The 23,032-nt window shown below is 67.4% G+C and carries 21 protein-coding genes; 7 read left to right on the top strand and 14 right to left on the bottom strand.

The genetic code is table 11. The features are described from left to right. The first annotated feature begins 99 nt into the window (after positions 1-99). Together B1818_RS22675 and B1818_RS22670 are read left to right on the top strand one after the other, a co-directional pair. Complete coding sequence (locus B1818_RS22675; RefSeq protein ID WP_033204248.1) at positions 100-438, top strand: hypothetical protein; 339 nt, start codon at positions 100-102, stop codon at positions 436-438. Between the two features lie 171 nt (positions 439-609). Beyond that, complete coding sequence (locus tag B1818_RS22670; RefSeq protein WP_223258854.1) at positions 610-1,155, top strand: RES domain-containing protein; 546 nt, start codon at positions 610-612, stop codon at positions 1,153-1,155. Positions 1,156-1,336: 181 nt separating this feature from the next. Here the strand turns inward: B1818_RS22670 and B1818_RS22665 are convergent, their stop codons facing one another. The 3 genes from B1818_RS22665 to B1818_RS22655 form a co-directional block, all read right to left on the bottom strand. Then, on the bottom strand, positions 1,337-1,786 hold the full coding sequence (locus B1818_RS22665; RefSeq protein WP_058253051.1) for an Imm63 family immunity protein: 450 nt from the start codon (positions 1,784-1,786) through the stop codon (positions 1,337-1,339). Then, entirely contained in the window at positions 1,783-2,496 is a 714-nt protein-coding gene (locus tag B1818_RS22660; RefSeq protein WP_058253050.1) for a TNT domain-containing protein, read from the bottom strand. The genes B1818_RS22665 and B1818_RS22660 overlap by 4 nt, the downstream gene beginning before the upstream one ends. 120 nt (positions 2,497-2,616) lie before the next feature. After that, a complete protein-coding gene (locus tag B1818_RS22655) occupies positions 2,617-3,549 on the bottom strand; it encodes an AraC family transcriptional regulator (protein ID WP_058253049.1) in 933 nt (310 codons plus the stop codon). 238 nt (positions 3,550-3,787) lie between these two features. On the opposite strand from B1818_RS22655, the gene B1818_RS22650 reads away from it, so the two are divergent. Then, positions 3,788-4,999 carry a cytochrome P450 gene (locus tag B1818_RS22650; protein WP_058253063.1) on the top strand — a complete coding sequence of 404 codons (1,212 nt, stop codon included), beginning with the start codon at positions 3,788-3,790 and terminating at the stop codon, positions 4,997-4,999. A gap of 2 nt (positions 5,000-5,001) precedes the next feature. After that, the gene (locus B1818_RS22645) at positions 5,002-6,045 is read left to right on the top strand and encodes a 2Fe-2S iron-sulfur cluster-binding protein (RefSeq protein WP_078114084.1); all 1,044 of its coding nucleotides are present in this window, start codon (positions 5,002-5,004) and stop codon (positions 6,043-6,045) included. A gap of 43 nt (positions 6,046-6,088) precedes the next feature. On the opposite strand, the gene B1818_RS22640 is transcribed toward B1818_RS22645, so the two are convergent. From B1818_RS22640 to B1818_RS22610, 7 genes are all read right to left on the bottom strand, one after another. Further along, complete coding sequence (locus B1818_RS22640) at positions 6,089-6,991, bottom strand: S9 family peptidase (RefSeq protein WP_078114088.1); 903 nt, start codon at positions 6,989-6,991, stop codon at positions 6,089-6,091. Positions 6,992-7,041: 50 nt separating this feature from the next. Continuing rightward, complete coding sequence (locus tag B1818_RS22635) at positions 7,042-8,610, bottom strand: hypothetical protein (protein WP_078114083.1); 1,569 nt, start codon at positions 8,608-8,610, stop codon at positions 7,042-7,044. 574 nt (positions 8,611-9,184) lie between these two features. Beyond that, a complete protein-coding gene (locus B1818_RS22630) occupies positions 9,185-10,024 on the bottom strand; it encodes a CoA ester lyase (protein ID WP_078114082.1) in 840 nt (279 codons plus the stop codon). Then, positions 10,021-11,184: an acyl-CoA dehydrogenase family protein gene (locus B1818_RS22625; protein WP_078114081.1), complete on the bottom strand. Its 1,164-nt coding sequence runs from the start codon at positions 11,182-11,184 to the stop codon at positions 10,021-10,023. The genes B1818_RS22630 and B1818_RS22625 overlap by 4 nt, the downstream gene beginning before the upstream one ends. A gap of 57 nt (positions 11,185-11,241) precedes the next feature. Next, a complete protein-coding gene (locus tag B1818_RS22620) occupies positions 11,242-12,627 on the bottom strand; it encodes an MmgE/PrpD family protein (RefSeq protein WP_078114080.1) in 1,386 nt (461 codons plus the stop codon). Further along, the gene (locus B1818_RS22615; RefSeq protein WP_078114079.1) at positions 12,624-13,838 is read right to left on the bottom strand and encodes a CaiB/BaiF CoA-transferase family protein; all 1,215 of its coding nucleotides are present in this window, start codon (positions 13,836-13,838) and stop codon (positions 12,624-12,626) included. Before B1818_RS22615 ends, B1818_RS22620 begins: the two co-directional genes overlap by 4 nt. Then, entirely contained in the window at positions 13,835-14,392 is a 558-nt protein-coding gene (locus B1818_RS22610; RefSeq protein ID WP_078114078.1) for a MaoC family dehydratase, read from the bottom strand. The genes B1818_RS22615 and B1818_RS22610 overlap by 4 nt, the downstream gene beginning before the upstream one ends. Positions 14,393-14,650: 258 nt before the next feature. Here B1818_RS22610 and B1818_RS22605 point away from each other — a divergent pair, with 258 nt between their 5' ends. The 3 genes from B1818_RS22605 (at position 14,651) to B1818_RS22595 (ending at position 19,888) form a co-directional block, all read left to right on the top strand. Continuing rightward, complete coding sequence (locus B1818_RS22605) at positions 14,651-16,729, top strand: hydantoinase/oxoprolinase family protein (protein WP_078114077.1); 2,079 nt, start codon at positions 14,651-14,653, stop codon at positions 16,727-16,729. Position 16,730: 1 nt separating this feature from the next. After that, on the top strand, positions 16,731-18,551 hold the full coding sequence (locus B1818_RS22600) for a hydantoinase B/oxoprolinase family protein (RefSeq protein ID WP_078114076.1): 1,821 nt from the start codon (positions 16,731-16,733) through the stop codon (positions 18,549-18,551). Positions 18,552-18,679: 128 nt separating this feature from the next. Beyond that, positions 18,680-19,888, top strand: a complete 1,209-nt coding sequence (locus B1818_RS22595) for an amidase (protein WP_078114075.1) — start codon at positions 18,680-18,682, stop codon at positions 19,886-19,888. 23 nt (positions 19,889-19,911) lie between these two features. Here B1818_RS22595 and B1818_RS22590 read toward each other — a convergent pair whose 3' ends face one another. The 4 genes from B1818_RS22590 to B1818_RS22575 all read right to left on the bottom strand — a co-directional run bounded on the left by B1818_RS22590 (position 19,912) and on the right by B1818_RS22575 (position 22,981). Next, positions 19,912-20,637, bottom strand: a complete 726-nt coding sequence (locus B1818_RS22590) for a FadR/GntR family transcriptional regulator (protein ID WP_058253039.1) — start codon at positions 20,635-20,637, stop codon at positions 19,912-19,914. A 126-nt stretch (positions 20,638-20,763) separates the two neighbouring features. Next, positions 20,764-21,018, bottom strand: coding sequence for a hypothetical protein (locus B1818_RS22585; RefSeq protein WP_078114074.1), 255 nt, complete (start codon positions 21,016-21,018; stop codon positions 20,764-20,766). Positions 21,019-21,368: 350 nt separating this feature from the next. Beyond that, positions 21,369-21,803 (bottom strand): hypothetical protein, encoded by a 435-nt coding sequence (locus B1818_RS22580; protein ID WP_078114073.1) that lies wholly within the window; start codon positions 21,801-21,803, stop codon positions 21,369-21,371. Then, on the bottom strand, positions 21,800-22,981 hold the full coding sequence (locus B1818_RS22575) for a globin domain-containing protein (RefSeq protein WP_078114072.1): 1,182 nt from the start codon (positions 22,979-22,981) through the stop codon (positions 21,800-21,802). The genes B1818_RS22580 and B1818_RS22575 overlap by 4 nt, the downstream gene beginning before the upstream one ends. Positions 22,982-23,032: the final 51 nt, after the last annotated feature.

Genomic DNA, 23,032 nt, shown 5'->3' with positions numbered 1-23,032 from the left:
GTGGGTCAAGACCGCTGACCAGATCCTCGACTCCATCGCCCACTACTGCACACGAATTAATGACTCAGAACACTAGCTGCCTACGCCGAGGCGGCTCGTATGTCGCAGCCCGAACTGGTGGCTGCGTTGCGAGATCTGCTCGGCGCGCGGCTGGTCGCCTACCTGGGTCGGGTGAGCGAGACCCGGGCGGTGCGGCAATGGGCTGACGGCACCCGCACCATCGCCAACCCCGAGGACGTCGAACGGCTCCGGATCGCCTACCGCGCCGCCCGCCTGATCACCGAACGCGACACCCCCGCCGTCGCACAAGCCTGGTTCCAGGGCCTCAACCCGGTCCTCGACGACCGGGCGCCGGCATTGCTGTTGCGCGACGGCGAGCTCGCCGACGTCGGACCGCAAGTACTCGCCGCCGCCCGCCAATTCGCCGCGGTGGGATGAACCAACCACAGCCTTCGACGATCAGCACCCCGCACGGCCCGATCACCACCAGCATCCGGACTGCCACGCCCATATATCGAGTCGGATACGCGCCCAGCCCGTGGGAGTGGACACCATGGGAGTACGCCACCGACGACCGCTTCGCCGGCCGCTGGGACGACCCCGACGGGGGTGTGGCGCACCTTGTACTGCGCCGACACTCCCCTGGCCTGCTACCTCGAAGTCCTCGCCTTCGCCCGACCCAGCCCACAACTGATCGCCGAGCTCGACGACATCGTCGTCGACGAGGAAGACGAGCAGGACTACCCCGCGCTGCCGCCCGGCCACGTTCCGCGATCGTGGTGCGATCTACGGATGATCGGTCACGGCACCCTGACCGGACGGTTCGCGGTGCCCGCCGACCCGGACAGCCTCGCCACCCTCCGGACGGTGTTTCGGCCGCTCGCGATCCGCTACGGGCTCGATGACCTCGACACCGCCGCGTTGCGGGACGGCCGGCCCCGCGGGCTCACCCAGGCCATCTCCCGCTGGATTTACGCCCTCACCGACCACGGCCATGCAGCGGTCGACGGGATCGAGTTCGACTCCCGACACGGCGACCAGCTGCGCATGTGGGCGCTCTATGAACGCGCCGCCGACCCCGACATCAGCCCCACTCCGGCGTTCTCGACCACTCCCCCATTGACGCCGCGGATCCACAACTGGCCCGCGCCCTGACCCTCTTCGGACTCGAGTGGACTCCACATAACCGGCCTGAAACAGGCTGTGCCGCATCGTCGAACGAGCATGAGGATAGCTCGACCAACCGTGGTGGTCCTACGATCGTCTTCAAGTTCGGGATAGCGAACCTGCACCGCTACGCCGCCCACACCGGTGGACGCCGATTCCCAACCTCGTCTCAGCCGGGATGCCGGCCCGGCAGTTGCGCCAGTTCACGATCGTCGGCTCCCTGGTCGACCAACCTTGTCCGGGTCCGCTCCAACCACGCACGGGCCCACTCCGGGTCGGCCGCGGTCAGCATCCGATACTGTTCTGCCCATATGCGGCGCAGATAGTCGGGCGCGCCGGGCGAGTGCAGCCGATACGACGCCGCTTCGGCGATCGCCACCGCAACCCAGCTCAGAAACTCCTCTGGATCGCTGGACTGCCGGTCGAACATCACCGTGCCGCGTTCGCGGATGATCAAGTGCCACACACCGTCCGAGTCACGCACGCACGAGGGCGTCGCGTCGTCGGGGATGTGACCCAGGCGAGGCACATCGGACGGCTCCGCCGACATCGTCGCCGCGAGATCGGCTATCCGGCTGCGCATCTCGGGGTCGAGCTGGTCGTCGGCGCCCGACGTCATCCGGGGAAGACGCTCTCGAGCACACCCGAACACAGCAACCACTGGGTGTTGACGAAACCGCTTGTCTCGTTGAAACATCCGCGATGGTCCTCGATCAACCCGGGATCGAGGAGCTGCTGGTCGATCTGATATTGAATGCCGCCGCCCGGCTGACCGAAGCCCTTGGCGATACGTCCGATCCACACCTTCACCGGGCGCATGACCACGTACACGTGATAGTTGCAGAACTGAGGGTTGTCTTTGTCGACGAGGTTCTCCGGCGGAAGCGCCCGCCTCTTGTAGTGCGTGCCCGCGGGGGCCAGGAAGCGACCATTGGCGGGACCATAGCGATCTATCCGCTTGTTCGGGTTGAGGGTGGTCACCGACTTCTTGGCGGACCCGTCGGGGTTCAGCGTGTATCCGTCGTGGTCCGGATAGTCCCACTTGTCCCCTTTCCGATACGTCTGCAGGAACTCGCTCGGACTCAGACCCGCGAGCCGGTCGTAACCCCTCAACTGCGGACCCACCGGGGCATCGGTCGCCAGAATCTTCGGACCGAACAGTTCGTCGTTGTACAACAACTGTGCGGAACATCCACCCGCCTCCGGCCCGCCCAGCGATCCGAAGTCCAACGATCTCAGGGGATTCGGTGCGGCCGCCGCGACCCCTCCCCCGGACACCGCCAGCGCAAGACTGAAGAAGATGGCGAGCAGAGCATGGCGACGTTTCATGGCCGCGCCTTTCGATGGGTACGTCCGGAGGTCACGCAGTGCGGAAACTAACCGATCGACGACACGATGGGGCCTGAACTGCAAAGGTCCGACTCAGATTCGACCGGACGTCCCAAAGGGCTACCGCCGACGGTGTTCCGACGGCGGGATGCCGTAGCGCTTCTTGTACGCGGCCGCCAGCCGACTGGGGCTCGAAAAGCCCCATCGCGCAGCAACTTCGGCCACCGTGTCGGTGTTGTCCGGTTCGGTGAGGTCGTGGTGAGCCCGGTCGAGTCGGATGTCCCGCAGCGTCTGGGTCGGACTCGCACCGACGTGTTCGGCGAAGCCCTCCTGCAGTCGTCGGAGGCTCGAGCCGCTCAGTTCGGCCATGTCCGCCAGACGCCAGTCGCGTCCGGGATCGTCGTGCAACGCGTCGAGCACGCGCTTGACCATCCGCGGGCGCAGACCGGTACCCGCCTCTTCCGGAGAGACAGCGAGGAGGAACGCGCTGCTGATCGCGCTCGCCAGCTGCGGTCCGACCAGCGGGTTCGACAGGAGGTCGGCGGGTTCGCGCACCTGAGCCGACAATGCACGCACGAGCCCGAACCATGCCTGTTGGTCGGGTCCGGCGAGATCCAGCTGATCCGGCAGCCGCAACTGTGAACGCAGCGCCGACGCCCGGACCCGGTCGGCCTCACGTTCGAGGTACTCGGCGTCGAACTTCACCCCGACCACGACGCAGTCCGCCGACCACCGGGTGATCGTCGACGGGCGGTCCGCGGTGAAGACCGTGGCCGTCCCCTCCTCGGACGTCGTCTGCACCGATCCGGCGCGCGAGTCCAGGACGCCGCGGACCGGGATGTTGATCTCGTAGGCGCCCGGATAGTCGCAGGAGATGGAGACATCGGTCCCCCAGTTGAGCTTGCCGATCGTGACCGGTCCCAGCTCGACGGTCTGCAGGTTCAGATTCAGCTGATCCGGCGACGACAGCGCGGTCAGCTCATGCGGGAAGTACACCTCTTCGACGGCACGATGCGCCGTCTCCCAGTCACTGGTGGATGTGGTGCTCCGCATGGATGTCTTCCTCGTACTCCGGTCACGCAAGGGTCCCGCGTCTCGATTCAACCCGGTGACCGGTCACACTCGCCACCCTCCTCAGAGACTGCGATCACATCGTCGCGCGATCGGTGCCGCCGGCGCGCGAACCGTATCGACCGCCGGTCCGGCGGTCCCTAGTGTCACCTCGCACCGGGTCGCCGACAGCCTGCCGGCGCAGACCCCCGGCCTCGAGACGAACACAGCGGAGGAACCCATGACCAGCACCATGTCGTGGATCGACGACATCACGATGACCGAGCTCGAACGCAACCCCTACCCCGTCTACGAGCGTCTCCGCGTCGAGGCACCGCTCGCGTACATCCCGATCCTGGGCTCCTATGTAGCCACGACCGCGGACATCTGCCGGACGATTGCCACCAGCCCCGACTTCGAGGCGGTCATCACCAAGGCGGGCGGGCGGACCTTCGGACACCCGGCGGTGATCGGGGTCAACGGGGCGATCCATGAGGACCTGCGGTCCATGGTCGACCCGGCCCTGCAGCCCCAGGAGGTCGACCGGTGGATCGACGACCTCGTCCGGCCCATCGCCCGCCGATACCTGAGCGACTTCGAGGATGTGGGGCGCGCCGAGCTCGTTGCCCAGTACTGCGAACCCGTCAGCGTCCGCGCGCTCGGCGACCTGCTCGGCCTCCAGTCGGTGAGTTCCGACAAGTTGCGTGAATGGTTCCACAAACTGTCGGTGTCGTTCACCAATGCGGGAGTCGACGAGAACGGCGAGTTCACCAACCCGGACGGCTTCGCCGAGGCCGACGCCGCGAAGCTGGAGATCCAGTCGATCGTCGATCCGCTGATCGACAACTGGATCGAGAATCCCGACGACAGCGCGATCTCGCACTGGCTGCACGACGGGATGCCCGACGGGCAGACCCGCGACCGCGACTACATCTATCCGACGCTGTACGTCTACCTCCTCGGAGCGATGCAGGAGCCGGGTCACGCCATGGCGTCGACACTCGTCGGTCTGTTCAGTCGCCCGGATCAGTTCGAGCAAGTCGTCGACGAGCCGGGTCTCATCCCGCGCGCGATCTCCGAGGGCATGCGGTGGACGTCGCCGATCTGGTCGGCGACCGCCCGGATCAGCACGACGGACACCGAGGTCGCCGGCGTCGACCTGCCGGCGGGCTCGGTGGTCCTGATGTCGTACGGATCGGCCAACCACGACCACTCGGTCTACGAGGCGCCGTCGGAGTACGACATCACGCGACCGCCCCTGCCTCACCTGGCATTCGGTGCCGGCAACCACGCGTGTGCCGGCATCTACTTCGCCAACCACGTGTGCCGAATCGGACTCGAGGAGCTGTTCGAGTCGATCCCGAACCTCGAGCGCGACGACAGCAGCGACGTCGAGTTCTGGGGTTGGGGTTTCCGTGGCCCGACGTCGTTGCATACGGTCTGGGAGGTGTGACGATGTCCGACCCGACGACCCGGTCCGACCCGACGACCTTCCGCATCGACACGCCTACGACCTCGGTGACCTGCGGATCCGGGCAGCGGGTTCTCGATGCCCTGCTACGTCAGGGTGTGTGGATTCCCAACTCCTGCAACCAGGGAACCTGCGGTACCTGCAAGGTACGCGTCACCGGCGGAATGGTGGACGCGCCGCCGACCCCCGACACCGTGCTGTCCGACGGCGAGCGGGACCAGGGATACGTGCTGTCGTGTCAGTCGACGCCCACCACCGACATCGTCGTCGAACCACCCGCGGACGAGTCCGGCGCGCACCACCACGCGTTGCGCGATCTCGCCGGAACCGTCAGCTCCCTCACCACGGTCGCCGACGACACGGTCTCCGTGACGGTGTCGCTCGACGACCCGTTCGAGTTCACCGCGGGCCAGTACGTCGAGTTGTCGATCCCGGGCACGGACCAGACACGTCCGTACTCGATGGCCAACCCGCCCAGCGAATCCCGCACCCTCGAGTTCCACATCCGCCGGCAACCCGACGGTCTGGCCACCGACGGGTGGATCTTCGATTCGCTGACCGTCGGATCGTCGGTGTCGATGACGGGGCCCTGGGGTGACTTCTGTCATCGAGAGGACGAGCCGGGAGTCGGACTCATCCTGCTCGCCGGGGGTACGGGCCTCGCGCCGCTGAAGGCGATCGCAAGAGCCGCGCTGGAAACCGACCCCGATCGCGAGATCCACGTCTACCACGGCGTCCGCACCGAGGCCGAACTGTACGACGTCGACTTCTGGCGCGCACTCGCGACCGAGCACCCAAACGTCCGGTACACGCCCTGTCTCAGTCGCCAACAGTGGTCTGGCCGCACAGGTTACGTCGGTGATGCGATGGTGGCGGACTTCGACTCCTGCCGCGACCACGCGGCATATCTCTGCGGCCCGCCCGCGATGGTCGAGGCGGGGGTCCGGGCCCTCAAGCGGCGACGGATGCCCCCGCGCCGGATCAGGCGGGAGAAGTACACGCCGGCAGCGAGTCTCGTGGCCTTCTGAGCCGGCCCCGCAGTCGCGACGGTCACGGTGGTCGAGTACCCGCTCAGGCCACGTCCTGCACGTCGGCCGCCGACGCCCCGGTGATGATGTCGAGGACCCGCGGGTACTCGGGTGCGTCCGAGGTGACCACCGATCCGTGGTTGCCGCCACGGATGAGAACGGCCTCGGCCTCCCCGCCTTCGCGCACGACAGCGGCGACGTACCGTTCCGAGTTCGCGGGCGAGACCATGCGGTCGGCCGTTCCGTGAACGGCGACCACCGGAGTCTCGGGGTCGATGTTCTGGATGGGATCGACCATCGTGTACCGCTGCGGAACCTGCGCCGGGGTGCCTCCGAGGGCGGTCACGATGCGGTCGTCGCCATGCGTTGCCGCATAGGTCATGTCGAGTGGACCGGCGAGCGAGACAACCCGGGTCGGGCGGAACAGCGGCCGCGCGCCCACCTCGTCGTCGTCGAGCTTGTGCCGGGTGCCGCCCCAGACCGCGAGCTGGGCGCCCGCACTGTGCCCGACGATCAGCTCGTCGTCGGTGTCGATCTGCGGAAACTGCCGGTCCACGACGACGACGTGATCGAGGGCGCTCGCGACGTCTCGGAACGTCGTCGGCCATCCGCCGCCCGAGCCGACACGGCGGTATTCGATGTTGTAGACGGCCATCCCGCGGCCGGCGAGGTCGCGCGCGAGCGGCTCGAAGACATCGGCGCCCAGGGCGCTCTGCCACGCGCCACCGTGGACGAGGACCACGAGCGGTATCGAATCGACCCGCTGCTCACCCGCGGGTAGATACAGCTCGGCCCAATTCTGGTCTGTGTCACCGTCATCCGGGGTCGGGTACCGCACCCGCTGAACCGTCACCTCGTCGAGATACTCGACCGGGGCGGCCGTGGCGCTGCTGCTCGAGGTCGAGACGGGCGTCGTTCCGTCCGCACACGCGGACAACGCCACCACAGTCGCGGCCAGGACGGCCAGTGCGAGGCGGCCACCGCCCGACGTATTCCTCACCGCATGCTCAGGGGCACAGGGGTGATCGACGGACCGCTACGAACGGTCGCCGGGACCGGTCCGAACCCGGGCCACAGGTTCACCGGCACCATGACCGTCGCGCCCGCGGGCAGCGAGATCGACGTCGGGCTGACGGCGATCCGATCGGTGAAGGTGTCACTTCGTTCAACCTCCAGACGCAGTCGCTGCGCCCGTCCCTCCGACCGGACGGTGACACCGGTACTCGCGGTTCCGACCGACACCGCCGATCCCGGGCCGACTGCCAGCTGCGACGTCTCGGTCGACAACGAGCGCAGCGAATCCTCGGTCGCGACCTCGAACTCCGCGGTCGACGGCGCAGACGAGGTCACCCTCATCCCGTGACGCGCCGGATCGGCGTCGATCACGGCGACGGCGCCTGCGGGCACCTCGAGATCGCCCATCGCGACCACGCCGCCCGCACTGAGCACCGTGGCGTCGATGTCCGCGGTACGACCCGCTTCCACCCCGTCCACGATGATCCTGAACTTGCGGTTGGCAGGCACCGTGAAGGTCGCGGAGTTGTCGTTGTTGAAGAGGATCTTCTTGTCGACGCCCGGGATCGCACGACCGGCGGGGTCGGTGACCCGCACGTCCCAGTCGACGTCGCCTGCGCCGCGCGCGCCACCGTTGTTGTCCGAGACGATGACCACGGTCTCGTCACTGCGCAGTTCCGGATCCTGGTGACGTGCCAGGATCGGCGCCAACGGGACGAGCATCATCTTGTTGAGCGGGGAGCCCTGGAACAGCAGGGTCGGCTCCGACGGATTGGTCGCGGTCGAGTAGTACCAACTGTTCGCGGCGGGGTCGGCGACTATCATCTTCTCGACACCGGGGAAGTTGTTGTCGTACACGACGATGCCGCGCTTGCCCTGCCCGAGGTCGCGGATCGCGATCGGGTTGATGGCGTGTCCGGCGCTCTGTTCCTCGTCGGTGTAGATCGCCAAGACGTAGTTGTCGTTGCGCGCCCACGCCGACCGCAGACGGGACAGTGCCTGGGTGACCGTGACCTCGGACTGCGCCAGGTCGGTGGGCGGGAACCCCTGGGTGATGAACATCCGGGCGATGAGTTCGTCGAGCGGTGCCGACGGGCGGATGCTGTAGACGGACTGCCACGGCATCGCCAACGGGAACGGGTTCAGTCGCTTGGTGGCATACAGTCCGGCGAGTGCGGCCATTCCGAAGCAGTGCCCGCCCGACATCGACTCGTTGAATTCCTGCTGCACGAGTTCGGCCACCGTCGTCGGCGAACACACCCCGAGCACGATGCGGGCGCAGACCTCGTCACCGAAGACGGCACGCATGCCCTCGATGCTCAGGCCGCGGGTGTGCAGCGCATCATTCGGTCCCCAGTTCTCGAACGAGAAACCGTCTCGCCGGACCTGGAAATCGGCGTGCGCGACGACCTTTCCGGCCTGAGGGTTCACCACCGGCGCCGCCGCGGACGGGCCGGACGAGACGATGGACAGACCTGCGGCCACGACCAGCACAAGTGCTGCCGCGGCGAGTCGGATCTGCCATCGATTTCCGCGTGCGCCAGTGAGCATTGCTAAACATTAGCGGACATTTCTGGCGACGCCGGACGAGCTGACCAATTCGCGAAATGATCCCGGTAATGCGTCCCGAAATCGTCGCTCAGCTCTTTCCGAAATCGCACCGGGAATGTGTGTACAAAAGGTCGACTCCCGACACAGCACACCGCCGGCCGCTCGGGAGAGCGACCGGCGGCTCGGTACCGGATGGGTCGGGTCAGCTGTAGAACGTGACGGTCTTGGTCTCTGTCGTTCCGGGCTCACCCCAGTAACCGCGGATGACGGCCCGGTACGGGGTGTCCCCTCGAGCAGACTTCACCGAGCCTTCACCCGGGGTTCGTCGGTGATCCCTGCGCGTCAACCCCCGGGCCCGCCGGAGTTCGCCGGAATCTGCCCCGGATGACCGCAGGTGGCCTACTTGACGCCCGAGAACACGTACTGCAGGACCGCCAGTGCCAGCTCGTTGTCCTGAATCGCCTGCCACAAGATGGTGTCCACCATGTCTGTCTCCGTTTCGATGTCGCGTGAGGTGTCGGGTCCGGCACGCCGAGCGGGAACCGCGGAGTCCCCCGACCCGGCGTCACCGATATTACGTTGGCTGCCGGGCGAGAGTTCTCCGGGCGATCCGCGCGACGGCTTCATCGATGAGGTGGCCGGCGCTGTCGGTCGCCGCGCCACCACCGGCCGCGTCGAAAGCGGACAGGACATCCCGAGCCGTGGCCACCTCGGACTCGGATGGCGCCATGCCGGATCGCGCGGGCGCGATCTGACGCGGATGGATGCAGGCCCGTCCGAAGAACCCGAGACCGATCAGCTGCCTGGTCTCGACCTCGAACGCGGCGTCATCACCGATCGAGGGCGACGCCGCCGCCAGGGGCGGGCGGATCTTCGCCGCCGCCGACGCTGCGACCACTTGCGAACGTGCCCAGAGTAATTCGTTGCCGACCACTGGTGAGACACCCAGATCCGCGGCAAGGTCGACCTCGCCGATCTGGACGAACGCCACCCGCGGGCCCGCTGCAATCGCGGCCGCGTTGCACAGGCCGGCACCGGTCTCGATGAGCGGCGACACCGGCGTTCGCGGGCCGCCGAACTCGGTTTCCAGTTCCGTCAGCAGACCGTCCACACGGTCGAGGGTCGCCGCGTCGTCGACCTTGGGCAGCCAGACCCCGTCGGCGCCGGCCCGGACCGCCATGGTCAGGTCGTCCAGCAACTCGGGGCCCGGGTTCACCCGCACCCAGGCGGGCACACCCGCACGGTCTCGGCTCGCCAGCCATTCGCCGACCGCTATGCGCGCGGTGTCCTTCCCGGCGAGCGGGACCGCGTCCTCGAGGTCAAGGACAATCGCATCGGCGCCAGAACCTGCCGCCTTGTCGAACCGCTCCGGCCGGTCGCCCGGGACGTACAGGAAGATCAGCGCCGGCGTCATCCGACGGTGACGGTGCCGTTGACCAGGGCCTTGGCGATGACGGTGCGCATGATGTCGTTGGTGCCCTCGCCGATGGACATGAGCGGGGCGTCGCGGTAGTAGCGCTCGACGTTGAACTCCGTCGAGTAGCCGTAACCACCGTGGATCCGCATCGCCTCCAGGCTTGCGGAGATCGCCGTCTCGGACGCGAAGTACTTGGCCATGCCGGCCTCACCGTCGACGCGAGCGCCCGAATCCGCCTTCGCCGCAGCCCAATACGTCATCAAGCGGGCGGCCTGCAGCTGGGTGGCGATGTCGGCGAGCTTGAGCTGGATCGCCTGGAAGTCCGAGATCGGCTTGCCGAACGCGGTCCGTTCCCGCGAGTAGTTCAACGCTGCGTCGTAGGACGCCTGGGCGATCCCGACACTGCGTCCGGCGATGTTGAGGCGCCCGATCTCGAGGCCCGACAGGGCCTGTTGCATACCGCGACCCTCGACGCCGCCGAGCAGCGTCGACTGCGGGACGCGCACCTCGTCGAGGAAGATCTCGCACGACTCCGTGCCCTTGTAGCCGAGCTTGCCCATGTCACGCTGGACCTCGAAGCCGGGAGTCGTGGTGTCCACCAGCAGGATGCTCATGCCCTTGTGTGCCGGAGTGGCGGTCGGGTCCGTCTTCACCAGCACCGGAAGCACATTCGCGTGCCGAGCGTTTGTTATCCAGGTCTTGGTGCCGCGGATGACGTAGTCGTCGCCGTCCTTGGTGGCGGTGGTCTTGATGCCCTGCAGGTCGGTCCCGGCCCCCGGTTCGGTGAGGCCGATGCCGGTGCGGCACTCACCGCTCGCCAGGCGTGGGAGCCACTGTGCCTTCTGCTCGTCGGTGCCGTGGCGCGCGATCATCCAGCAGGACAGATTGTGGCTGCCCAGGATGCCGGCGATGCCCATCCAGCCACGCGCGAGTTCCTCGTACACGAGCGTGAACGACACCATGTCGAGTTCGAGGCCGCCGTACTCCTCGGGTGTGGTGATCCCGAACAGACCCATCTCACGCAACCGGTCGACGATCTCGGTCGGATAGCGACCAGTGCGTTCCCACTCGTTGGCGACCGGGATGATCTCCTTGTCGACGAGCTGACGCAGGGCGGCGCGGAAGTCGCGCTGTTCCTCGGTGAAGCTGAAATCCATTGTGTTCTCCGTACTGTGAGGATGAAAGGCCGGGAGATCCCGGGCAGGGGCGAGCGTTCAGCCGGCCGCGACGATGGCGGCCGCGAGTTCGGTGAGCGGCGCCACCGACGGTGCGTCGCACAGACCGAAGACCGCGTCGACGAGAGCTTCGGTGTGGTCTCCCCCGCCGGTGTTGCCCCGGAACTTCTCGGCGACCGCGTCGTCGTCCATGGGCTGTCCCGACGTCCCGCGGCTGCACGGGACCTCGCCGACGACGCGCGTGGAGTCCTCGAAGGTGATGACCGCCCGGCCGGCGGCGTCGGCGGCCGGGCGGTCATCGGGTACAGAGACGACCTCGACGAGACCGGCGGTCGTCGCGACCTCGGATCGCGCGATCGAGTGTTCGGCGTAGGTGTCGACGGTCACCGCACCGTCGTGGACCAGTGCGGCGACGCTCCACGGGAGGTCGAACTTCGCGTCGTAGACGCTGCGCGGTGCGCGGGTCCCGGTCCCGGGTCCGCAGACGATGTCAAGGCTGTCGGGGTGTACATCGACGGAGATACTCGTGATCCGTTGCGGCGCTGGGTCGACGCCGTCCTCCCGCGCGGTCGCGAGGGCGGCGGCCACGGCGTCGAGCGAGGCGTGCATGAGCTGGCAGCTCGGGTACGGCTTGATCCCGATAGTGGCGCTCTCCCAACGGGTTCCGAGGTGAGCGACGATGGTGTCCGGGTCGATGTCGCGGTCGGCGAGCGCGCGGTACAGGCCACGTCGCCCCTCGAGCACCGACTCCGGTCCGCTCGCCCCCGCCACGGCCAGCCGCGCGGCCAGCACGCCGCTGAAACCGGCGTTGCCCGGGTGAAGGGTCTTGGTGTTCGCGCCGGTGTCGAGAAACTCCAGCAACCCGCCCGACGACGACGCCGCGATACCGATCGCATCGGTGAGCACGTCGGCGTCGGCACCGTAGAGGAGTCCGGCGGCCACGGCCCCGGCGAGGGGTCCGACCACTGCGGTCGCGTGCAGGCCCCGGGCATGAAACCCGTGCGGAGCCGCCGCACCCAGGCGACACGCGACCTCGAGCCCGGCGACCAGTGCGGTCACCGCCTGCGCTCCGGTGGCGCCGACCTCTTCGGCGACTGCGAGAACCGCGGGCGCCACAACGGTCGTCGGATGCACGAGAGCGCCGGCGTGTGTGTCGTCGAAGTCGAGCGCGTGCATCAGCACACCGTTCGCGAAGGCCGCCGCGGGTGCGGAGATCGCCTCGGCGTCCCCGAGTGGATGTGCCTGCGCCGGACCGCCGAGGCCGCGCGCCACGGACAGTCCCGGCCCGCCCTGGTCACGGCGTCGGGCACCGATCCCGTTGCCGAGACCGTCGAGGAGGTGCCGGAGCGCGGCGCGCCGGGTCTTCTCCGGAATGGCGTCGAGGCTCAGGCCGGCAGCCCAACTCGCGAGTCGGCGGGCGGTCACGGCTTGGCCTGTTGGGCGACGGCACCGAACGCACCGCCGTCGACGAGACCCCGGATGTCGTCCGCGCTGTATCCCAACAGGCTCATCACCTCGTCGAAGTTCTCGTTGCGATGTGGTGCCCGACGATACTCGGGTTGCTCGGCGCCGAAGCGCACCGGTGACGTGACCTGGCGGACCTCACCCCACACCTCGTGTTCGGTCGTCGCGATGAGTCCGCGTGCGAGGGTGTGCTCCTCGGTGAGGGCCTGTTCGACGTCGTTGATCGGTCCGGTGGGCACGCCCGCGATGGTGAGCACCTCCACCCAGTGCTCGACGGTGCCCTCGGCAAACCGCTTCTCCAGCAACGGGAGAAGTTCGTCCTTGTGCTGACCGCGTGCGGCGAAGTCGGTGAACCGCGGGTCGTCGAGTAGTTCGGCCAGGCCGATCGCCTCGGTGAGACGAACCCAGAACTTCTCCTTGGCGCAGCCGACGACGAACCAGCCGTCGGCGGCCTCGAACGCCTGGAACGGGACGAGCGAGGGATGAGCGGAGTTCTTGGTCCGGCCGGGACGGTATCCGGCGTTGAGGTGCCAGGCCGCCGGGTAGGTGAGCATCGAGACCGCGGTGTCGTACAGCGAGACGTCGCAGTCACCGCCGACCCCGTCGCGTCGTGCGGCGTGCAGACCGGCCAGCAGACTCAGGGCGGCGACGAACCCGCCGGAGAAATCCACAAGGGACAGACCGGATTTGGTGGGCGGTCCGTCCGGGTCACCGGTGAGGTCCATCCAGCCCGCAAGGCCCTGCAGGATGTAGTCGTAGCCGGGCTGTTTCGCCCGCGGCCCCGTCATGCCGAAGCCGGTGAGACTGCAGCACACGATCGCCGGGTTCAAATGCTTGAGATCGTCGTAGGTGATCTTCATCTTCGCCGGGACGTCGCCGCGCAGATTCGAGTACACCGCGTCGCTGGTCCGCACCAGATCCTCGAAAACCCCGCGCCCGCCGGGTGTTCCGAGGTCGAGAGAGAGGCTGCGCTTGTTGCGGTTGAAGGTCTCGAAGAACAGTGAGTCCTCGCCGGAGTTGTACGGCGGGACGTAGCGTCCGACGTCGCCGCCGGACTTCGGTTCTTCGATCTTGAGCACATCGGCACCGAGATCGGCGAGGTGGACGCTGCCGAACGGGCCCGCGCCGTACTGCTCGATCGCGATGATCCGGACGTCCTCGAGCGGCCTCATCGGACGGCCTCCGTAGCGCTGCCGGCGGTCAGTTCGGTGAGCGCCGGCGCCTTGACCTCGGGGAAGTAGTTCTGGCCGATGCCGCTCTCGCGGGTCGCGACCATCACCGAACGCTTCCAGGAGATGACGACCTCACCGTCCTGGTTGACCCCGCGCGTGACCATCGACACGATCCCCGCGTAGGGGCGCGACTTCGACAGACGCAGGTCGGTGCAGATGCTCTCGGCGTAGATGGTGTCGCCGACGTACACCGGGTGGGCCAGCTTGACGTCGGTGAACTGCAGGTTGGCCACCGCGTTCTGGCTCATGTCGATGACCGAGAGTCCGAGCACCAGGGCGATGGTCAAGCCCGAGTTCACGATGACCTTGCCGTCGGTGATGGGGTTCGTCGCGGCCAGGTGCTCATTGAAGTGGTTCTGGTTGGTGTTCATCGACAGGCACGTGATCCATGCGTTGTCGGTGTCGGTGATGGTGCGGCCCATCGGGTGTTGGTAGACGTCGCCCACGACGTAGTCCTCGAAGAAGCGTCCGAGCGTGGCGGGATGGGTGGTCAATGGTCCTCCTGAGGGGTGCGGCGTCGTGCAGAACGGGCTGACACCGTGACGCGGCCCACCATAAACCTCTGATTTTTATGCCGTCAAGGTGTCCTACTTCCTGGTCGTTCGCTGAGATTCGTCCTAAGTGTTGCCGAAACCATCGGATGTATTGCATGATGCTCCCGAGCGCATCTATGGCTCAGATCACTCCGGTCATCGTCGGCGGCCACACCGCCCCGCCCCGGGTGACAGCATGAAAAGAGGAAGCGAGTTTCGATGAAGCGAATCGGCGTGGATGTGGGCGGCACGTTCACCGACCTGGTCCTGTGGGACGACGACGGGACGGTCACGGTGCACAAGACGCCGTCGACCAACCACGATCCCTCGATCGGCACGATGGACGGGATCGGGGTGCTCGCCGAACGCGCGGGTATCGACGTCGCGGACATCGAGATGTTCTTCCACGGCACCACCGTGGCCACCAACATCGTGCTCGAGCACAACGGCAGCGACGTCGGCATGATCACCACCGACGGGTTCCGGGACCTCCTGCACATCGCGCGTAAGAAGCGCCCCCTGAACTACTCCAACTATCAGGATCTGCCCTGGCAGAAGTGGCAACTCGTGCCCCGCCGCAACCGGCGGACCGTGGCCGAGCGGATGGATGCGGCCGGCAACGTGTTGACCCCGCTCGACGAGGACGCCGTCCGACGCGAGGTCGCGCTGCTCCGTGAGCGCGGCGTCGAGGCCATCGCGGTTGCGTTCCTGCACGCCTACCGCAACCCGACGCACGAGCGTCGCGTCCGCGAGATCATCGCCGAGGAGTACCCCGGCGTGTTCGTCTCGCTCTCCAGCGACGTCGCGTCCCAGTACCGCGAGTACGAGCGGTTCTCCACAACGGCTCTCAACGCCTTCGTCGGTCCCAAGACCTCGCGCTACATCGAGAACCTGGCCGGCAAGGCGAAGGCCGCCCAGGTGGGCGAGGACGTCCACCTGATGACCTCCGCCGGCGGACTGGTCACCTCCCGCAGCGCGAGCGAGGTGCCCGTCTCGCTCCTGACCAGCGGCGTCGTCGCAGGTCTGCTCGGCGGCTGCTTCATCGGCAAGGCGTCGGGCTATCCGAGCGTCATCACCCTCGACGTCGGCGGCACCTCCGCCGACATCGGCGTCGCGCCTGACGGCAAGCTCCGCATGAAGCACCTGCTCGACACCCGCATCGGCGACTACCACGCGATGGTCCCGATGGCCGAGGTCGACACCATCGGCGCCGGCGGCGGCTCGATCGCCAGCATCGACGAGGGCGGCATGTTCCGCGTCGGGCCGCGCAGCGCGGGCGCGATGCCCGGACCGGCCTGCTACAACCGCGGCGGCACCGAGCCCACATCCACCGACGCGATGGTGGTCATGGGCTGGCTGGGCGCCGACAGCTTCCTGTCGGGAACCATGGAGGTCAAGCCGGAGCTCGCCACCGAGGCGGTCAGGACCCACATCGCCGACAAGCTCGGCGCCGATCTCGAGCATGCCGCCATGGGCATCTTCCAGATCCTCGCCCATTCGATGACCGAGGCCATCTCGCTGCACTCGGTCCGCAAAGGCTATGACCCGCGTGAGTTCTCGCTGGTCGCGGAGGGCGGCGCCGGGCCGCTCTACGCCTGGCAGATCGCCGAGCACCTGGGCATCCCACGCGTCATCGTCCCTGGCCATCCCGGGATCACCTCGGCGGTCGGCCTGCTGACCACCGACGTCCGCTATGAGGTCCCCACCACCGTGTGGACCTCGTCGGCCGAGCCCGACCTCGACCTGCTGCGTCGTGAGATGGACCGGCTGTCCGAGCAGGCCGTGGCCCAGCTTCGGGCCGACGGCATCGCCGAGGACGCGATCACCCTCGAGCGCAGCGTCGACTGCCGTTATGTCGGACAGGGTTACGAACTCCGGGTGCCCGCACCCGCCGGGGACATCACCGCCGACTGGGTGGAGCAGACCGCGGCCACCTTCCACGAGGTGCACGGCCGCACCTACTCGCAGCGCTTCGACGACAAGCCGGTCCAGCTGGTCAACATCCGCGTGACCGGTGTCGGCGCGGTCGAGCACATCCGTATCGCCGAGATCGAGAAGGGCGACGCGGACGCCTCGGCCGCGATCAAGAAGACCACCCGCGCGCTCTTCTGGAAGAACGATTCGGCTGATCCGGAATGGGTCGACACCCCCGTCTACGATCGCGCACTCTTCAAGGCGGGCAACACCTTCGAGGGCCCGGCCATCGTCCAGCAGTTCGACTCGACGACCATCGTCGGCATCGGACAGAAGGCCACGGTCGACGCCGTGGGCCACATCATCATCGAGAGGAGCGCCTGACATGGCGAAGGCCCTGATGCCCACGGACGGCGTTTCGCTTGCCGCCGAGGCGAACCGGACATGGAACACCGTCGAGGTCGACCCGATCACGCTGCGCGTCATCGGTGGTGCGCTGAACTCGATGGCCAAGGAGATGGCCCAGGTCCTCTACCGGATGGCGTACTCGAGCCTGATCCGCGAGTCCGAGGATCTCGGCGCGGGCATCTTCGACGTCAACGGTCGCGAACTGTGCGAGTCGGATTCGACTCCGATGCACTGCGGTTCGATCCCCGCCTACATCCGTGGCGTGAATCGCAAGCTCGCCGGGACCTACAAGCCGGGTGACGTGATCCTGCACAACCACCCGTATCACGGTGCGGCGCACTCCCCCGACTACGGCGTGATCATCCCGATCTTCTGGGAGGGTGAGCACATCGGTTTCGCGGGTTGCACCGGACACGTCTCCGACATCGGCGGCAACTTCCCCGGCCTGTGCATGGACGTCGTCGACGTCTGGGCCGAGGGCAAGCTGATGGACTCGATGAAGATCTACGACGGCGGCGTCCGCAACGACATGCTGATCCAGCACATCCTGGACAACGTGCGTACCCCCGAGCAGAACCGTGGCGACCTCGAGGCCCTCATCGCGTGCTCGCGAATCGGCGAGAAGCGGTTCGTCGAGCTGCTCGAGAAGTACGGCCTCGACGTCGTGATGTCCGCCGCCGACCGGTGGATGGACTACTCGGAAGAGATGCTGCGCAGCCGGATCCGTCAGATCCCCAACGGCAGCTACGAAGCACCGATCGGTTATCTCGACGACGACGGCAAGAACCGCGGTGTGCCGCTGAAGGTCGCGGTGCGCGTGCAGGTCGAGGACGAAGACGTCCTCATCGACCTCACCGGCTCGAACGACCAGGTGCCGACCGCGTTCAACGTGCCGTTCGAGGGTTCGGTGCTGCCGGTCGCGGTCAGCGCCATCCGCACGATCCTGCTCGACGAGCACCTCACCGAGGAGTTCGTCCCGCAGAACGACGGTTGTTTCCGTCCGGTGCGCGCCTACGCGCCGGAGGGCACGATCTTCAACCCGGACTTCCCGGCGTCGTGCTTTGCACGCTTCTCCCAGGTGAACCGCATCTTCGACTCGATCAACCTGGCGCTCGCGCCGGTGCTGCCCGAGCGGGCGATCGCCGGTTCGTCGGCCGCCCTGTGCGCGATCGCCTACTCCGGTCTGGCCGAGGACGGCGAGTCGTACTGGGTGTACATCGAGATCAACGAGGGTTCCTACGGCGCCCGTAACGGCAAGGACGGCATGGACGCCGTCGACGCCCTGATGGCCAATACTCGTAATAACCCGATCGAGGAACTCGAGCTCAACCACGCGATGCGTGCCGAGCGTTACGAACTCCGCGACGAGTCACCGGCTCCCGGGCAGTGGCGCGGCGGCATCGGCAGCGTGCGGACCTGGTACATGCAGACCGACACCTTCTTGGGGTCGGAAGCCGACAACCGGACCGACCCGCCCGCCGGCGCTCTCGGCGGCGGCGACGGCGCGTCGGGATCCTTCGTCCGCAATCCCGGTACCCCGGACGAGGAGGTGCTGTTCTCCAAGGTGACCCAGGAGGTCATCCGCGAGGGCGAGCGTCTCGAGATCCGGATGCCGTCGGGCGGCGGCTTCGGCGATCCGTTCCTGCGCGACCCGTTCGCCGTCCTCTCCGACGTGTGGGACGAGTACCTCACCGCCGAGGAGGCACGCCAGGACTACGGTGTCGTCGTGAACACCGACGACTGGACGGTCGACGCAGCGGCCACCGAGCAGCTGCGCTCGTCGCGGGTGGCGTCCTGAACAGTTCGACAGGAAGGGCCGGTGATTCTGTCGCCGGCCCTTCCGGCGTCGGTGGCATTCCGCCCGCTCGTTCCGCTCCCGGCGCGGGCGGGACTTCCTCTGCCGAAATCGTCTCTCTCGCTGAGCATTTGAACACGGTCATCTCGTGGGTGCCCGAGGAGCTCGGCGTCGACCCCGGGGTTGAGTCCGGCCCGCTGTCCGGGGTGCGGATCGGTGTGAAGGACAACATCGAGGTCGGCGGGGTGCCGTCCACCTGTGGGTCGGAGTACTTCGCCGACCGGGTGGCGGAGTCCGATGCAGTCTGTGTCGGTGCGTTGAAGCGTGCGGGTGCGACGATCACCTCGACGTTGAACCTCGCCGAGTTCGCGGTCGGTGTGACGAGTCAGAATTCGGCCTCGGGCGGGCCGGTGAACCCGTGGGACCCGACGCGTGTGCCGGGCGGATCGAGCGGCGGTTCCGGTGTCGCGGTGGCGGCGGGAGTCGTCGACGTCTCGCTCGGTACCGACACGGGCGGATCCATCCGCCTGCCCGCCGCGTGCTGTGGCGTCACCGGTCTGCGGCCTTCGGTCGGCGTGCTCGACATGTCCGGGATCTTCCCGGTCAGCGCGGATTTCGACACCGTCGGTCCACTGGCACGATCGGCCTCCCAGCTGCGGGACGCCTACGCGGTGCTCGCCGGCGCCGACCCGGCACCGTTGCGGACCGGGCCGCTGCGGATCTCGGTGCCGTGGCCGTTCGTCACCGACGACGTGGATCCGGCCGTACGCGATGCCGTGGCGGGTGTCGCGGACCTGCTTCGCGAACTCGGCCACCGCGTCGAGAACGTCCCGGTGCGCCACAGCGAGACCGCTCAGGACGTCGTGTACACCCTCATCTATTCGGATCTGGCCAAGATTCACGCGGAGCGGCTGCGCGACGAGCCGAGTCGATTCCAGCCCGCGACACGCGAGCGAATCCGGCTTGGGCTGAACATCTCCGACGATCAGGTGACCGGCGCCCGCCGACTGCGGGATGTGTTCCGTGCCGGGACGGCCGAGCTGTTCGACGAGGTCGATGTGGTCCTCACCCCGGCCATGCCCGGAGACGTCCCGCAGCTAGGTGGCGGCGAAGCCGTTGTGGCGCAGGCCCGTCGAATGGGGCAGCTCACCTATCCGTGGTCGTTGCACGACGGCCCGACGCTGGCGCTGCCGGTGGGGGTGCACCCGTCCGGCATGCCCATCGGGGCCCAGCTCACCGCGGCCAAGGGCGGCGAGGGAACCCTGTTCGCTCTCGCCGAGCAGTTTCAGGCACACACCGACTGGCATCGACGACTCCCGCCGGTGCGGGTGGGTGTCTGATGAGCTCGAGCGGCTGAGCCTGCTCAACCCTGGCGCCTGAGCAGGTCCATCTGTTTGTAGACGTCACCCAGATGGTCGAGGTGGCGGCGCATGAGGGTCATCGCGGTCATGGAGTCCCTCTTCTCAACAGCGTCGAGGATGGCGCGGTGGTCCTCGTCGACGCACTTCCAGAAGTCCTCGGGAGCGGCGTCGCGGCTGAAGCGGCTGCCGATCACACGGAAGACCGGAACGGTGATGAGGTCGAGCAGCGGGTTGTCGGCGGCCCGGAGCAGCACGCGGTGGAACTCCTGGTTGTTCGCATACACCTCCGGACCGATCTCGCCCGAGGCGTCGAAGATGGTGGCGCGCAACTCTTCCAGGTGTGCGTCGGTGTGGCGGTACGCGGCCACGCCGGCGGCCGGGACCTCGGTGAGCTGCCGGACCTCCATCAGTTGGTCGACAGTCACGCCCTCGGCCGCCGCCAGCAGCGTGACCCCGGCTTCGAGGTGAGCGCTCAGTTGGCTGATGTCGGGGGTGGCGACAAACGTTCCACCGGTGACCCCGCGCGTCGTGTGGACGAGATTCTCGCTGGCGAGCGACCGGATGGCCTCGCGGACGGTGCTCTGCCCCACGCCGAACTCGGCCCGCAACTCTGTGTCGGGTGGCAACCGCGTACCGGGGGTCAGTTCTCCCGCCAGGATGCGCACCCGGAGCGCATCGGCCACGACCTGGTACGCCGGTCGCCGGGCCGACTTATTCGCTTCCGTCACAACATCTTCCGATCGTGGAGGGTGTGACCCAACTTACCAGATGGACGACCCGGAGACGACGCTGCGCCAAGATTTTTCGGATGCGGCCTGGCGGGGGTGGACCCCGGCGTGGTCAGCTCCGGTACGTCACGCCGGTCGTCGGCGCCTTGCTCGTCGAGTCGACGCCTCCACCTCGGCAATCGCGGAACGGAGCATCTCCGCGAAGTGGCTCCAGTACGCGGCCTCGTCGTCGTAGAACCGGATGGTCCGCGAATCGGCTGCTACCAACCGGGCGCCGTTTGCTCGACTCTGCCAGTTCTCCCACTGGTCCTCACACACTTCGAGATAACCGGTGAGCGTCGCAGCGTCGTGGTTCTGAAATGCAGCGATCCTGCTCGGCATCGAAGTCCCCTCGTCCCGGTGTCAGTCGTGCACACGCTATGCCGTGGGTACGACAATTCTGAGGTGCGAGCGAAGCGAGCCAACTTCTGCTCCCTGAGGAGGCCGGAGCTTGCGGAGGCGCCACCCCCTGCTCCCTGAGGAGGCCGGAGCTTGCGGAGGCCGTCACGAAGGGTCCTGGTGAGGTGCGTCGCCAAACCCTTCGTGGCTCGTCGCTATCGCTCCTCGCACCTCAGGGAGCAGGGGGTGGGTCGCTTGCGCTCCTCGCACCTCAGGAAGCAGGGGGTGGGTCGCTTGCGCTCCTCGCACCTCAGGGATCAATGGTCTTGTCGTTCTTCCGGATTGGGGAGGGATCAGCTAGCACCGATCAGCACGGCGGCGCCGAGCCACACGAGCGCGACGACCTTCAGGACCTCGAAGCCGACGTAGACGAGGTGGGCGTGACTTCGAGGTCCGTCGTGTCCGGCGAGCACTGCGTCGGATCGCTTGGTCAGTGCCGGTCGGACGGCCACCAACTGAACGGCGAGCGCGGCAATCGCCACACCGGCGGTGATCGGCACGGCAGCGCCGGACCACGAGCCCCACACAACCGCGATCAGAATGCCGACCGCCCAGACGATCTCAGCCGCATTCAGCGCCCGGAACACCAACCGGCCGATGCCGAGACCGATGGGCAGAGTCACCCCGGGGGCACGGAACTTGAGCGGCGCCTCGATGAACGAGATGGCGAACACCATTCCGAGCCACAAGAAGGTCAGCGCGGTCACCACCGCGCCCGCGGTGCTCATCGGGCGCCGGTCCGGAGCAGTTCCGGTCCGAATGTCTCGTAGTGAATCCGGCTCTCGTCGACGTCGCGACCGACGAAGGCCTCACGCATCGACGACAGGAATCCGGTGGGACCGCAGAGCATGATGTGAGCATCCCTCTCGACGTCGAGGTTGTCGAGGGTCATCTGTCCGATGCGGATCGCGTCCGAGACGACGTGCGGCGAGGCGCTCTCGTACCACTGGATCAGCCGGCCCGACGGGAGCGAGTCGACCAGCGCAGCCAGCATGCCGCGGTGCGGCTGACGATCCCGCGAACGGTCGGCGTGGAGGACGGTCACCGGCCGGGTGTCGCGCTTCTCCGACAGGGCGGTGAGCAGCCCGATCACAGGTGTGCAGCCGATCCCGGCCGAAGCGAGCAGGAGCGGAGCGTCGTCGTCGGGCAGCACCAGGTCACCGAAGGGCGTGCTGACATCGAGGAGGTCACCTTCGAAGACGTGCTCGTGCAAATGCGCCGACACCTCGCCGGCGAGTTTGACACTGAACCGCCATCGCGACTCCGCCGGCGAGCCCGTGAGGCTGTACTGGCGGATCTGCCGGGCGCCGTCGGCCAGGGGGACCTGCACCGATATGTATTGTCCAGGTCGGAATCTCGGCAGATCACCGTCGACTGCATCGACGGTCAGCGCGATCGTGTCGGGAGAGACCTGCACGCGGTCGGTGACCCGGACCTCACGCCAGACCTGCCCGGGACCGACGTCGGCGGCGGCATACAGTTCGGCTTCCGATGCGATGAGCAGGTCGGCCATGTCCCAGTACAGCTGATCCCAGGCATCCGCGACGTCGGGAGTGACCGCAGCGCCGAGCACTTCGACGATCGCAGCGAAAAGATGCTCGTGCACAACGGCATACTGATCGGCTGTGACCCCGAGTGAGGCGTGCTTGTGTGCGATGCGGTCGAGGATGAAACGCTGGCGACGGACGTCGGGCTCGAGCTGGAGACGAGCGAACGCGGCTATCGAACCGGCAAGGGCCTGCGGCTGATCACCCGACTTCTGGTGCGTGCGGTTGAAGAGATTGTCGAGCAGATCGGGATGCGCGGCGAACAGTCCGCGATAGAAGCGCGGGGTGATCTCCGCAAGCGACCCTTCGACGGCGGGAAGCGTGGCGGCGATCGTCGCGCGTTGGGTGTCAGACAGCATGAGAACTCCTTTGTTCATCTGCTCATCGGGTTGGTGCGCAGGAAGAATGTG

This window comes from Gordonia sp. IITR100 (assembly GCF_002009645.1).
Taxonomy (GTDB): Bacteria; Actinomycetota; Actinomycetes; order Mycobacteriales; family Mycobacteriaceae; genus Gordonia; species Gordonia hongkongensis.
Note: the sequence above shows the minus strand (reverse complement) of the source record. Positions and strands in the feature narration are given on the sequence as shown.

Coding starts and splice junctions, on each gene's coding strand:
- B1818_RS22650 (WP_058253063.1), top strand. CDS start 3,788: ATGACCAGCACCATGTCGTGGATCGACGACATCACGATGACCGAGCTC.
- B1818_RS22575 (WP_078114072.1), bottom strand. CDS start 22,981: ATGCTGTCTGACACCCAACGCGCGACGATCGCCGCCACGCTTCCCGCC.
- B1818_RS22630 (WP_078114082.1), bottom strand. CDS start 10,024: ATGACGCCGGCGCTGATCTTCCTGTACGTCCCGGGCGACCGGCCGGAG.
- B1818_RS22625 (WP_078114081.1), bottom strand. CDS start 11,184: ATGGATTTCAGCTTCACCGAGGAACAGCGCGACTTCCGCGCCGCCCTG.
- B1818_RS22605 (WP_078114077.1), top strand. CDS start 14,651: ATGAAGCGAATCGGCGTGGATGTGGGCGGCACGTTCACCGACCTGGTC.
- B1818_RS22635 (WP_078114083.1), bottom strand. CDS start 8,610: ATGCTCACTGGCGCACGCGGAAATCGATGGCAGATCCGACTCGCCGCG.
- B1818_RS22600 (WP_078114076.1), top strand. CDS start 16,731: ATGGCGAAGGCCCTGATGCCCACGGACGGCGTTTCGCTTGCCGCCGAG.
- B1818_RS22615 (WP_078114079.1), bottom strand. CDS start 13,838: ATGAGGCCGCTCGAGGACGTCCGGATCATCGCGATCGAGCAGTACGGC.
- B1818_RS22585 (WP_078114074.1), bottom strand. CDS start 21,018: ATGCCGAGCAGGATCGCTGCATTTCAGAACCACGACGCTGCGACGCTC.
- B1818_RS22655 (WP_058253049.1), bottom strand. CDS start 3,549: ATGCGGAGCACCACATCCACCAGTGACTGGGAGACGGCGCATCGTGCC.
- B1818_RS22675 (WP_033204248.1), top strand. CDS start 100: ATGTCGCAGCCCGAACTGGTGGCTGCGTTGCGAGATCTGCTCGGCGCG.
- B1818_RS22645 (WP_078114084.1), top strand. CDS start 5,002: ATGTCCGACCCGACGACCCGGTCCGACCCGACGACCTTCCGCATCGAC.
- B1818_RS22665 (WP_058253051.1), bottom strand. CDS start 1,786: ATGACGTCGGGCGCCGACGACCAGCTCGACCCCGAGATGCGCAGCCGG.
- B1818_RS22580 (WP_078114073.1), bottom strand. CDS start 21,803: ATGAGCACCGCGGGCGCGGTGGTGACCGCGCTGACCTTCTTGTGGCTC.
- B1818_RS22660 (WP_058253050.1), bottom strand. CDS start 2,496: ATGAAACGTCGCCATGCTCTGCTCGCCATCTTCTTCAGTCTTGCGCTG.